Origin of the sequence: Streptomyces sp. NPDC048383 (assembly GCF_040651775.1) — a bacterium.
Classification (GTDB): domain Bacteria; phylum Actinomycetota; class Actinomycetes; order Streptomycetales; family Streptomycetaceae; genus Streptomyces.
Genome location: NZ_JBEZKS010000057.1, coordinates 46,669 through 58,160 on the forward strand (window position 1 = coordinate 46,669; position 11,492 = coordinate 58,160).

Annotated in this window: 9 protein-coding genes; 3 read left to right on the top strand and 6 right to left on the bottom strand. The window is 71.2% G+C overall.

Annotation, left to right across the window (positions count from 1 at the left end; all coding sequences use genetic code 11):
• Positions 1-119 precede the first annotated feature (119 nt).
• On the top strand, positions 120-1,097 hold the full coding sequence (locus tag AB0D46_RS30735; RefSeq protein ID WP_362882320.1) for a glycosyltransferase family 2 protein: 978 nt from the start codon (positions 120-122) through the stop codon (positions 1,095-1,097).
• Complete coding sequence (locus AB0D46_RS30740; RefSeq protein ID WP_362882322.1) at positions 1,094-2,833, top strand: polysialyltransferase family glycosyltransferase; 1,740 nt, start codon at positions 1,094-1,096, stop codon at positions 2,831-2,833. The genes AB0D46_RS30735 and AB0D46_RS30740 overlap by 4 nt, the downstream gene beginning before the upstream one ends.
• A 94-nt stretch (positions 2,834-2,927) precedes the next feature.
• On the opposite strand, the gene AB0D46_RS30745 is transcribed toward AB0D46_RS30740, so the two are convergent.
• The 6 genes from AB0D46_RS30745 to AB0D46_RS30770 form a co-directional block, all read right to left on the bottom strand.
• Entirely contained in the window at positions 2,928-5,057 is a 2,130-nt protein-coding gene (locus tag AB0D46_RS30745) for a 3-hydroxyacyl-CoA dehydrogenase NAD-binding domain-containing protein (RefSeq protein ID WP_362882324.1), read from the bottom strand.
• Positions 5,054-6,280, bottom strand: coding sequence for an acetyl-CoA C-acyltransferase (locus tag AB0D46_RS30750; RefSeq protein WP_362882326.1), 1,227 nt, complete (start codon positions 6,278-6,280; stop codon positions 5,054-5,056). The genes AB0D46_RS30745 and AB0D46_RS30750 overlap by 4 nt, the downstream gene beginning before the upstream one ends.
• A 137-nt stretch (positions 6,281-6,417) precedes the next feature.
• On the bottom strand, positions 6,418-7,176 hold the full coding sequence (locus AB0D46_RS30755) for a ferritin-like domain-containing protein (RefSeq protein WP_362882327.1): 759 nt from the start codon (positions 7,174-7,176) through the stop codon (positions 6,418-6,420).
• A 109-nt stretch (positions 7,177-7,285) separates the two neighbouring features.
• The gene (locus tag AB0D46_RS30760) at positions 7,286-8,566 is read right to left on the bottom strand and encodes a ribonuclease D (RefSeq protein WP_362882329.1); all 1,281 of its coding nucleotides are present in this window, start codon (positions 8,564-8,566) and stop codon (positions 7,286-7,288) included.
• An 89-nt stretch (positions 8,567-8,655) separates the two neighbouring features.
• Positions 8,656-9,318, bottom strand: coding sequence for a response regulator transcription factor (locus AB0D46_RS30765; RefSeq protein WP_007267191.1), 663 nt, complete (start codon positions 9,316-9,318; stop codon positions 8,656-8,658).
• Positions 9,319-9,593: 275 nt separating this feature from the next.
• Positions 9,594-10,250, bottom strand: coding sequence for a DUF3000 domain-containing protein (locus tag AB0D46_RS30770; protein ID WP_362882330.1), 657 nt, complete (start codon positions 10,248-10,250; stop codon positions 9,594-9,596).
• A gap of 91 nt (positions 10,251-10,341) precedes the next feature.
• Here AB0D46_RS30770 and hemE point away from each other — a divergent pair, with 91 nt between their 5' ends.
• The gene (gene hemE / locus AB0D46_RS30775; RefSeq protein ID WP_362882332.1) at positions 10,342-11,406 is read left to right on the top strand and encodes a uroporphyrinogen decarboxylase; all 1,065 of its coding nucleotides are present in this window, start codon (positions 10,342-10,344) and stop codon (positions 11,404-11,406) included.
• Positions 11,407-11,492: the final 86 nt, after the last annotated feature.

An 11,492-nucleotide genomic window follows, 5' to 3' on the forward strand; every position in this document is an offset into this window, starting at 1 on the left:
TGGTTCTGTCATGATGGCGACCTGTTACGCGAACGTAGACTGGAGGGTCGTGCGGACGGCCCGCGCGGGAGCCCTCCCGGAGTCGTGTGTGGAAAATGGGGAGAAGGTGAGTGCCTCCGATGGTGACCCTTTCGGTGATCGTCGCGATGTGTGATGTCCGGGATTATTGCCGGACGGCGCTCAAATCCTTGGTGTTGAATGCCCGGGAGGATTTCGAGTTCATCGTCGTGGACGACGGTTCCACCGACGGGACGTCCGAGATCCTGCGCGAGATGGTGCCGCGCATTCCCGGTGCGGTACTGATCAGCAATCAGCGGAACCTGGGAATATCGGCCACCCGGAACATCGGCCTCACGGCCGCCCGCGGCCGGTTCTTCACCTTCCTCGACGGTGACGACTGGTACGCGCCCGGTTACCTCGCCCAACTGGTCGGCTGGATGAGCCAGTCGGGAGTCGACTTCCTGCGCACCGGCCACGTCCGGGTGTACGGGAGGAAGCGCAAGATAGTCATGGCGCCGCTCGCCCCCCGGGCCCTTCCGCTGAATCCCGTGGACTGGATAGGCCCCGTGGACGCCTCCACCTTCATGGACTACCCCCAGTCCTGGGCGGGCATCTACGACCGCCGGCGCCTCCTCGACGTCGACGCGCTCCACTTCGACGAGAGCCTGCGCACCGCCGAGGACCGGCCCTGGTTCTACAAGCTGCACCTGCGGACCGAGTCATTCGGCGTCGTCGACCTCCACGGCATCTTCTACCGCCGCGACGTGTCGACTTCCCTCACCAAGGCCCCGGACGAACGCCAGCTCGACTTCCTCCCCGCCTTCCGGTTGATTTTCCAGGAGCTGGCGCACCACCCGCGCGGATATGAACTGTCGTTCAAGGCGATGCGCACCCTGTGCGCGCTCATCGTCATTCACCTGGACCGCGCCGAGTCGTACGAGGAGGACACCCGCCAACTGCTGCGGGAACGCGGCGCCGGGATCCTGTGGGAGCTGCCCCAGGACGTCGTCGAGGGCACGCTGGCGGGAATGGACTCCGGACGCGTGAACAAGCTCAGGGCGCTGATGGCCCGACACCAGGGCGCCGCCGCCCGATGACCCGCGTATTCGCCGCCTCCACCCTCTACGGCGCCATGACGGTGGCCGCCGCCATCGACGCCGGCCAGCTCGGCCGGGACGACCGCGAACGCGTCCTGCTGGTGTGCAACAACGTCGAGATCCCCGAGGTCGCGACGCCCCTGCACCACATGCCGGGCGCCGCCGCCGTCCTCGCGCGCTTCCACCGCGTCGTCTACTGGAACGACCTGATCTACCCCTTCCACCCGGCGCTGTGGGCCCCGCGCGACGAGGACGCCCCGCTCTGGCGCACCGTCATGGCGGAGAAGATGGGCATCCGACCCGGTCCCCTGGAACTCGTCGTCGAATCGATCCAGGTCAAACCCGCCCAGACGCTCTGCAAGATCTTCTCGGACGTCACGCTCGCCGTGTACGCCGACGGCGTCATGAGCTACGGCCCCACCCGCAACGACCTCCCCCGGGCGATCCACGGCCGGATCGGTCAGGTCCTCTACCTGGACCTGGTCCCCACCCTGCTGCCCATGCTCCTCACCGAGTACGGCATCCCCTCCCAACCGGTGCACACCGGGGCCGTCCTCAAGCTGATGGCGGAGGTCACCGACGAGTGCCGGGCCATCCTCGACCGGGTGATCCCGCCACAGCTCGCCCGCAACGGCCCCGACACCGCCGTCCTCCTCGGCCAGTACCTCTCCCCGCTCGGCATCCTCACCGAGGAGGAAGAGGAGGACCTGCACCTGCGGATGTTCCACAACGCGCTGCGGCTCGGCTTCACCTCGGTCGTGTTCAAACCGCACCCCAGCGCCCCCTCCAGCCTCGCCGACACCCTCGGCGTCGCCGCCCGGGAGGCCGGGGTCGCCTTCCTCGTCCTGGACGTGCCCGTCCTCGCCGAGACGGTCTTCGAGTACCTCGCCCCGCGCCAGGTCATCGGCTGCTTCTCCACCGGCCTGTTCACCGCCCGCGCGCTCTACGGGATCCCCGTCGCGCAGATCGGCGCGCTGGAGGTCATCCGCAGGATGCGCCCGTACGCCAACAGCAACCGCATCCCCGCCACCCTCACCCACGCCCTGCTGCCCGACCTGGAGGCGCCCACCGGCCATCCGAGCGACCGGGTGCTGGACATCGGGCACATCCGGGCGGAGGTCACCCCGTACGTCCAGGCCGTGGGCTACTGCATGCAACCCAAGCGGTACGCCTTCCTGCGTCCGGTGGCCGAGGAGTACGTCGCCGCGGCCGTCGACCAGTGGGAGGGCCGCCCCGAGCTGTCCATGCACTTCAACGAACGCACCCGGACCCGGCTGGACCTGCCCGGGCCCCGCACCTGGAAGTGGCGCAAGGGCAAGGGCTGGACCCTCCGCGGCAGCCGGGACCGCAGCGAGCCGGACGACGTGCCCTTCACCGACATCACGCTCAGCGGCTTCGCCTCGCTCGTCGAGGCGAAGGACGACCGGGGCGTGCTGGAGGTCGGCGCCCGGCTGCTCGCCGAGCACGAGAACCTCGACCTGCTCATCGGCATGGCCCAGGCCCACATCCGCCGCAAGGAGACCGACCAGGCCGTGCGGCGCCTGAAGCGGGCCGTGGACATCTCGGCCGGCAGCGGGCGCGCGCTGGTGTGGCTGCGGATCTCGGAGACCGCCGCGAAACTCGGCAAGCCCGGTGACGAACTGCGCCGCGATGCCGCCCGCAGGGCGCTCGGCATCAACCCCGATTCACCGGCCGCCCGGCGCCTCGTCAAGAACGGCCGCCCCGGCCGCAAGTAGGGCGGGCGCCGCACGGGACCCGTCCACGAGGCGCGCACGCGAAGGGGCCCGTCCGCACGAGGTGCGGACGGGCCCCTTCCTGCGCGTACGGGTGTTACGCGGGAACGCTCGCCACGCCCGGGGCGAGGAACTTCTTGCCGTTCACCCGCTCCGAGACGCCTTCACGGTCCAGGTACGGCGTGACGCCACCCAGGTGGAAGGGCCAGCCGGCGCCGGTGATGAGGCAGAGGTCGATGTCCTGGGCCTCGGCCACGACACCTTCCTCCAGCATCAGACCGATCTCCTGCGCCACCGCGTCCAGGACGCGGTCGCGGACCTGCTCCTCCGTCAGGACGGAGTCGCCCTGCACCAGGAGGGCGGCGACCTCGGGGTCCAGCTCCGGCTTGCCGGAATCGTAGACGTAGAAGCCGCGCTTGCCGGCCTTGACCACGGCCGCCAGGTTCGGGGAGACGGTGAAGCGCTCCGGGAAGGCGCGGTTCAGGGTCTCGGAGACGTGCAGACCGATCGCCGGGCCCACGAGCTCCAGCAGCACCAGCGGGGACATCGGCAGGCCGAGCGGCTCGATGGCCTTCTCGGCGGTGACCACCGGGGTGCCCTCGTCGATGACGTTCTGGATCTCGCCCATGAAGCGGGTCAGGATGCGGTTCACGACGAACGCCGGGGCGTCCTTCGTCAGCACCGCGGTCTTCTTCAGCTTCCTGGCGACACCGAAGGCCGTGGCCAGCGAGGCGTCGTCGGTCTGCTCACCGCGGACGATCTCCAGCAGCGGGAGGATCGCGACCGGGTTGAAGAAGTGGAAACCGACCACGCGCTCCGGGTGCTGGAGCTTGGAGGCCATCTCGGAGACCGACAGCGAGGAGGTGTTGGTGGCGAGGATCGCGTGCGCCGGGGCGACCGCCTCGACCTCCGCGAACACCTTCTGCTTGACGGACATCTCCTCGAACACGGCCTCGATGATGAAGTCCGCGTCCGCGAAGCCCTCGGCCTTGTCCAGCACACCGCTGACCAGGGCGGTCAGGCGGTTCGCCTTGTCCTGGTTGATGCGGCCCTTGCCGAGCAGCTTCTCGATCTCGGCGCGGACGTAGCCCACGCCCTTGTCCACGCGCTCCTGGTCGATGTCGGTGAGGACCACCGGCACCTCCAGACGGCGCAGGAACAGCAGCGCCAGCTGCGAGGCCATCAGACCCGCGCCGACGACGCCGACCTTGGTGACCGGACGGGCCAGCGACTTGTCCGGGGCGCCGGCCGGGCGCTTGGCGCGCTTCTGGACCAGGTTGAAGGCGTAGATGCCCGAGCGCAGCTCGCCGCCCATGATGAGGTCCGCCAGCGCGGTGTCCTCGGCGTCGAAGCCGGCCTGGAGGTCGCCGTCCTTGGCCGCGGCGATGATGTCCAGCGCGCGGTAGGCGGCCGGAGCGGCGCCGTGCACCTTGGAGTCCGCGATGAAGCGGCCCTTGGCGACGGCCGCGTCCCAGGCCTCGCCGCGGTCGATGTCCGCGCGGACGACCTCGGTGGTGCCGTTCAGGACGTTCGCGGTCCACAGGAGCGACTGCTCCAGGAAGTCCGCGCCCTCGAAGAGCGCGTCGGCGATGCCGAGCTCGAAGACCTGCTTGCCCTTGAGCTGACGGTTCTGGTTCAGCGAGTTCTCGATGATGACCGAGACCGCGCGCTCCGCGCCGATCAGGTTCGGCAGCAGGGCGCAGCCGCCCCAGCCCGGAACCAGACCGAGGAAGACCTCGGGCAGCGAGAACGCCGGGATGGCCTTGGAGACGGTGCGGTAGGTGCAGTGCAGACCGACCTCGACGCCGCCGCCCATCGCCGCGCCGTTGTAGTAGGCGAAGGTCGGGACCGCGAGGGCCGCCAGACGCTTGAAGACGTCGTGGCCGCCCTTGCCGATGGCGAGCGCCTCGTCGTGCTTCTTCAGCAGCTCGACGCCCTTGAGGTCGGCGCCGACCGCGAAGATGAACGGCTTGCCGGTGATGCCCGCGCCGACGATGGAGCCCGCGAGGGCCTCCTGCTCGACCTGGTCGATCGCCGCGTTCAGGTTGGCGAGGGACTGCGGACCGAAGGTGGTCGGCTTGGTGTGGTCGAAGCCGTTGTCCAGCGTGACGAGCGCGAAGCGCCCGGCGCCGAACGGCAGGTCCAGGTGACGGACGTGCGCGGACGTGACGACCTCGTCCGGGAACAGCTCGGCCGCGCCCTTCAGGAGCTCAGCGGTGGTGCTCACTTGGAGTCTCCCTCGGCGTTGAAGTTCGGGTTCTCCCAGATGACCGTGGCGCCCATGCCGAAGCCGACGCACATGGTGGTCAGGCCGTAGCGGACGTGCGGCTGCTCCTCGAACTGGCGGGCCAGCTGCGTCATCAGGCGGACGCCGGAGGAGGCCAGCGGGTGACCGAACGCGATCGCGCCGCCGTACTGGTTCACGCGGGCGTCGTCATCGGCGATGCCGTAGTGCTCCAGGAAGGCCAGCACCTGCACGGCGAAGGCCTCGTTGACCTCGAACAGGCCGATGTCCTCGATCGTCAGCCCGGCCTGGGCCAGGGCCTTCTCGGTGGCCGGGATCGGGCCGTAGCCCATGACCTCCGGCTCGACGCCCGCGAAGGAGTACGAGACCAGGCGCATCTTGACCGGGAGGTTGTTCTCCCGGGCGAAGTCCTCGGAGGCGATGATCGCGGCGGTGGCGCCGTCGTTGAGCCCGGCGGCGTTGCCCGCGGTGACCCGACCGTGCGTACGGAACGGGGTCTTCAGGCCGGCCAGGTTCTCCAGCGTGGTGCCCGGGCGCATCGGCTCGTCGGTGGTGACCAGGCCCCAGCCCGTCTCACCGACCGCCTCGTTGGTGTTGCGGACCGAGATCGGGACCAGGTCCTGCTGGATCTTGCCGTCGGCGTACGCCTTGGCGGCCTTCTCCTGCGAGCGCACGGCGTACTCGTCGGCGCGGAGCTTGGTGATCGTCGGGTACCGGTCGTGCAGGTTCTCGGCGGTCATGCCCATGAACAGGGCGGACTCGTCGACCAGCTTCTCGGAGACGAAGCGCGGGTTGGGGTCCACGCCCTCGCCCATGGGGTGACGGCCCATGTGCTCGACACCGCCGGCGAGGGCGACGTCGTAGGCACCGAAGGCGACGCCGCCCGCGACGGCGGTCACGGCGGTCAGCGCGCCGGCGCACATGCGGTCGATGGAGTAGCCCGGTACGGACTGCGGGAGGCCCGCGAGGATGCCGGCCGTACGGCCCAGCGTGAGGCCCTGGTCGCCGATCTGCGTGGTCGCGGCGATGGCGACCTCGTCGATCTTCTTGGGGTCCAGGTCCGGGTTGCGGCGCAGCAGCTCCCGGATCGCCTTCACGACGAGGTCGTCGGCGCGGGTCTCGTGGTAGATGCCCTTCGGGCCCGCCTTGCCGAACGGGGTGCGGACGCCGTCGACGAAGACGACGTCCCTGACGGTACGAGGCACGTTGGCTCTCCTCCAGGTGCGGGTGTGCACTGCTGCGCGGGGGCGTCCCGGGACGTGGTCCTGAGCGCCCGCTCACCCGGCCCATGCTACTTGTGGGTAACCAATGTGCACACCCCCTCCCCGAGGAGCGGCGAAGGTCACACCGCCGGGCGCTCCGGCACCGGCTCCGTCACGGGCCCGTCGGCCATCGCCGAGGCCATGACCGCCGAGGAGCGAAGCACGTCCGCGACGAACGTACGACGCCCCACGCCCAGCGCGCGCAGCGCCGGGCCGTGGTCGACGGCCACCACGACGGCCGCCCCCGCGAGCAGCGCCCGCCAGCCCGCGGTCACCGCCCGCCGCGCGGGCCGGGGGAGCGGCGCCAGGCCCTCGTTCAGCCGCCGGCAGTGGAAGGGGACGTGCCGCTCCTCGTCCGCCAGCAGCCGGCGCGCCACCTCCGCGGCCAACGGGTCCGGGCTGCCGTCGCGCAGGGCCCGGTAGTAACGCAGCGACACCACCTCGGCCACCATCAGCACCAGCAGCTCCTGCTTGAGCCCCAACAGTCGGCGCAGCCGCACGAACGCGGCGTCGCTCCAGTGCCCCTCCAGCGTTCCCGCGCCGCCGGCCGTCAGCAGCAGGGCCAGCATCCGCGCGTGGTTCTGCTCCTCGGCGACGAACAATCGCACCGCCGCGGCGTACGCGCCGTCGCCCGCCCGGTCCGCCTTGCCGGTCAGCGCGGAGCCGTCGCCGTCCTCGCCCACCTGGAACTTCTGGACGCTGCGGACGATCGCGGCGGGCAACCGTGCCCCCGGTCCCCAATCGGGGTCCCCCAGCGCCGCGCGGCGCTCCCGCTCGGCCTCGAACTCCTCGACCCACGCCGCGTACCCGGTGTCGTTCGGGCTCCCCGTTTTGATCATGTTCAAGAAACTAGCGATTGTTGAGCGTGTTCAAAAGGGCTGGGGTGTCATGGACGCGTAACAAAAAAGCCCCCGGCCGACGGCCGGGGGCTCTGTTGGGGGAACGGGCTCAGTCGGTCGCCGCGAGGGCCGTGGCGAGGGCCGCGCCGACCTGCTCGATCTGCCAGGGTCGGGCGCCGTGGGCCGCGAGGGCCTCGGTCACCGTGCCGGCGTCCAGCCGCTGCGGCGGCTCCCAGCACAGCCGGCGCACGGTGTCCGGGGTGATCAGGTTCTCCTGGGGCAGGTTCAGCCCCTCGGCGAGCGCGGACACGGCCGTACGGGCGGCCGACAGCCGGGCCGCGGCGGCCGGGTCCTTGTCCGCCCAGGAACGCGGCGGCGGCGGGCCCGCCGTACTGGCCCCGGGCTGCGGCAGCTCGTTCTCGGGCAGGGCCTTCGCCCGGTCCACGGCCGCCATCCACTGGTCCAGCTGACGCCGACCCATCCGCTGCCCGTACCCGGGCAGGGCCGACAGCGCGTGCACGTTCGCCGGCAGGGCCAGGGCGGCCTCGACGATCGCCGCGTCACCCAGCACCTTGCCGGGCGACACGTCCCGACGCTGGGCGATCTTGTCGCGGGACTCCCACAGCTCCCGTACGACGGCCATCTGCCGGCGCCGGCGCACCTTGTGCATCCCCGAGGTGCGGCGCCACGGGTCCTTGCGCGGCGGCGCGGGCGGGGCGGAGGCGATGGCGTCGAACTCCTGGTGGGCCCACTCCAACTTGCCCTGCCGGTCCAGCTCCTTCTCCAGCGCGTCCCGCAGGTCCACCAGCAGTTCCACGTCCAGGGCGGCGTAGCGCAGCCAGGGCTCGGGGAGCGGTCGGGTGGACCAGTCGACGGCGGAGTGGCCCTTCTCCAGCACGTAGCCGAGAACGCTCTCGACCATGGCGCCGAGTCCGACCCGGGGGAACCCGGCGAGCCGGCCCGCGAGTTCGGTGTCGAACAGGGAGGTGGGCGTCATGCCTATTTCGCGCAGGCACGGCAGGTCCTGGGTGGCGGCGTGCAGGATCCACTCGGTGCCGTTGAGGGCCTCGCCCAGGGCGGAGAGGTCCGGGCAGCCCACCGGGTCGATCAGCGCGGAGCCGGCCCCCTCGCGGCGCAGTTGCACCAGGTAGGCGCGCTGCCCGTAGCGGTAGCCGGAGGCGCGTTCGGCGTCGACCGCCACGGGCCCGGTCCCGGCCGCGAAGGCCGCGACCACCCGGGCGAGGGCGTCGGCGTCGGCCACGACCGGCGGGATGCCCTCGCGGGGCTCCAGCAAGGGGATCGGCTGCCCATCGGACGAAACCGTGTCGTCCGGGGGGCCGCCCCCGGTGGTGGTGCGCAGGTCTGCTGCGGTCTCTTGGGCGTCGGTCACCGGTCAAGGGTATCCGTGGATGTGACGCGCCCGTCGCCGGAACGTTCCGGCGACGGGCGCGGGGGGGAAAAGCGGACGATCTCCGGGTCCTAGTGGATGATCCCGGTCCGCAGGGCGACGGCGACCATCCCGGCCCGGTCGCCGGTGCCCAGCTTGCGGGCGATCCGGGCGAGGTGGGACTTGACGGTCAGGGCGGACAGGCCCATCGAGACGCCGATGGCCTTATTGGACTGGCCCTCCGCGACGAGGCGCAGGACCTCGACCTCGCGGCCGGAGAGCTCGCGGTAGCCGCCCGGGTGGCTCGGGGCACCCGGGGGGCGGCGGTGCATACGGGCGGCGGCGGCACCGATGGGGGCGGCGCCGGGCCTGGTGGGGAGCCCGATGTTGGTGCGCGTACCGGTGACGACGTAGCCCTTCACGCCGCCCGCGAGGGCGTTGCGCACGGCGCCGATGTCGTCGGCGGCGGACAGGGCCAGGCCGTTCGGCCAACCGGCGGCCCGGGTCTCGGAGAGCAGGGTGAGACCGGAACCGTCGGGCAGGTGTACGTCGGCCACGCAGATGTCGCGCGGGCTGCCGACGCGGGGGCGGGCCTCCGCGATGGACGACGCCTCGATGACGTCACGGACTCCGAGCGCCCACAGGTGACGGGTCACGGTGGAGCGGACGCGCGGGTCGGCCACGACGACCATGGCGGTCGGCTTGTTCGGGCGGTAGGCGACCAGGCTTGCGGGCTGCTCGAGAAGAACGGACACCTAGGCCTCCTGGGGGAGTGGCGGGACGAGCCGGCGGGGGAAGGGAGCCGGTGCGAACCGTGCGGATGGTCACTGACTCCTTCGGCACGTCACCCGCCCGGCTTTAGGGAATGATCACGATTTAGTGAGTAACAATTCGGGCAATTCGGACGCACGATCGATCAGAGGGCGATCAGAAGCCCGCAACGGATGCGATGTTCTGACACTCCGTGACGGACCCGATCGGTCGTTCGCGCCGAGCACGTGCGGCCGGACGGCCCCGCGGGGCCGTCCGGCTACGGGTGGTGCGGACCGCGGCGCTGTGGCAGGGACACCACGCCCGTGACGGTGTCCGTCGGCCCCGCCGGGGGCAGCCCCGCGATCTGGCAGAGCAACTCGCACCAGGCGGCGAGGTGCGCCGAGGTCTCCGGCACCCCACCCGCCCCCTCCCGCGGCGTCCACGAGGCCCTGATCTCGATCTGCGTCGCGGGGCGCCGCTCCGCGAGCCCCCCGAAGTAGTGGGAGCTCGCCATGGTGACGGTGCCGCTCGGCTCCCCGTACGTGAGCCCCCGCGCGTCCAGCGCCCCGGTCAGCCAGGACCAGCACACCTCCGGCAGCAGCGGGTCCGCGGCCATCTCCGGCTCCAGTTCCGCCCGTACGAGCGTCACCAGGCGGAAGGTCCCGTGCCAGGCGTCGTGCCCCGACGGGTCGTGGAGCAGGATCAGCCGGCCGTCGGCCAGGTCGTCCTCGCCGTCGACGACCGCCGCCTCCAGGGCGTAGGCGTACGGTGCCAGTCTCTGCGGCGGCTTCGTCGGGTCGATCTCGATCCCGGGGCGCAGCCGCGCCATCCTCAAGCCGTCGACCGCCCGCCGGAACGGGAGCGGGACCGAGCTCTCCTTCGCGCTGTCCACACCGTCAGCGCCATCTGAAAATCGTCCCTGAGCCGCAGCCATGCCGGGAAGACTAGGCGGAACGAGCGCCCCTACGGCGCAGGGACACCCGCACCGGGTCGGACACTTCTTCATACGTGCGAAGATTTGGGTCGTGAGTGCCAACGAACGCCCCACGGGCCAGCCGAGCCAGACGTACGATTCCGCCTTCCTGAAGGCGTGCCGGCGGGAGCCGGTTCCGCACACGCCGGTGTGGTTCATGCGGCAGGCGGGGCGCTCGCTTCCGGAGTACCGCAAGGTGCGCGAGGGCACGGCCATGCTGGAGTCCTGCATGCGCCCCGACCTGGTCACCGAGATCACGATGCAGCCGGTGCGGCGCCACCGGGTGGACGCGGCGATCTTCTTCTCCGACATCGTCGTCCCGCTGAAGGCCATCGGCGTCGACCTCGACATCAAGCCGGGCGTCGGCCCCGTCGTCGCCCAGCCGATCCGCCGCCGCGAGGACCTCGCACAGCTGCGCGACCTCACCCCGGAGGACGTCTCGTACGTCACCGAGGCGATCGGCATGCTCACGAGTGAACTCGGCAGCACGCCGTTGATCGGTTTCGCCGGCGCGCCCTTCACCCTCGCCAGCTACCTCGTCGAGGGCGGACCGTCCAAGAACCACGAGCACACCAAGGCCCTGATGTACGGGGACCCGCAGCTGTGGGCCGAGCTGCTGGACCGGCTCGCGGAGATCACCTCGGCCTTCCTGAAGGTGCAGATCGAGGCGGGCGCCTCGGCGGTCCAGCTCTTCGACTCCTGGGTCGGCGCGCTCGCCCCCGCCGACTACCGGCGCTCGGTGATGCCGGCGTCGGCGAAGGTCCTGGAGTCCGTGGCCTCGTACGGGGTCCCGCGCATCCACTTCGGCGTGGGCACCGGTGAGCTGCTCGACCTGATGGGCGAGGCCGGCGCGGACGTCATGGGCGTCGACTACCGGGTCCCGCTCGACGAGGCCGTCCGCCGCGTCGGTCCCGGCAAGGCGCTCCAGGGCAACCTGGACCCGGCCGTGCTCTTCTCCACCACGGAGGCCGTGGAGGCCAAGACCGACGAGGTCCTCGCCGCCGCCGCGGGCCTGGAGGGCCACATCTTCAACCTCGGCCACGGCGTGCTGCCGACCACCGATCCGGACGCGCTGACCCGCCTGGTGGAACACGTCCACACCCGCACCGCCCGCTGATCCCCGCCGCTCCGGCTGCATCGTGATCTCGGTGACCAGGTCGGGGCGCATGCAGGACTCCAGCATGGCCGTGCCCTCGCGCACCT

Bases quoted from the DNA above. Each gene is read 5' to 3' on its own strand.
- AB0D46_RS30770 (WP_362882330.1), bottom strand. From the start codon at position 10,250: ATGGCTGCGGCTCAGGGACGATTTTCAGATGGCGCTGACGGTGTGGAC.
- AB0D46_RS30740 (WP_362882322.1), top strand. From the start codon at position 1,094: ATGACCCGCGTATTCGCCGCCTCCACCCTCTACGGCGCCATGACGGTG.
- AB0D46_RS30735 (WP_362882320.1), top strand. From the start codon at position 120: ATGGTGACCCTTTCGGTGATCGTCGCGATGTGTGATGTCCGGGATTAT.
- AB0D46_RS30755 (WP_362882327.1), bottom strand. From the start codon at position 7,176: ATGATCAAAACGGGGAGCCCGAACGACACCGGGTACGCGGCGTGGGTC.